The 276-nt window shown below is 40.2% G+C and carries 1 protein-coding gene; it reads right to left on the bottom strand.

What is annotated here, in order from left to right; translation table 11 throughout:
• The coding region (locus C1X29_RS28410) for an SNF2-related protein (protein WP_146023302.1) at nucleotides 1-276 on the bottom strand (276 nt) is incomplete at both ends.

The raw sequence follows: 276 nt of genomic DNA, 5'->3' as shown, positions 1-276 counted from the left end.
TCTCCAAACTTATCAATTGGTATGGCAAATTCCTGTTTAAAAAACTCGATGCTGCCTAACATACCCGGGTTCAGGAAATTCATTTGCGCAAATATGTCGAACGTGTTGTTCTGTAAAGGCGTACCGCTTAAACACAGCCTGTTTTTAGCTTTTAATAAACAAGCCGCTTTGGCAACTTTGCTGTTTGGGTTTTTGATAGCCTGGCTTTCATCCAGGATTACATAATCCAGTTCCAGGTCAACAAACTGTTTAATATCGCTGCGTAATGTTCCGTAA

The sequence above is a fragment of the Pseudomonas sp. GW456-12-10-14-LB2 genome (assembly GCF_002884345.1).
Classification (GTDB): Bacteria; Pseudomonadota; Gammaproteobacteria; order Pseudomonadales; family Pseudomonadaceae; genus Aquipseudomonas; species Aquipseudomonas paraglycinae.
Note: the sequence above shows the minus strand (reverse complement) of the source record. Positions and strands in the feature narration are given on the sequence as shown.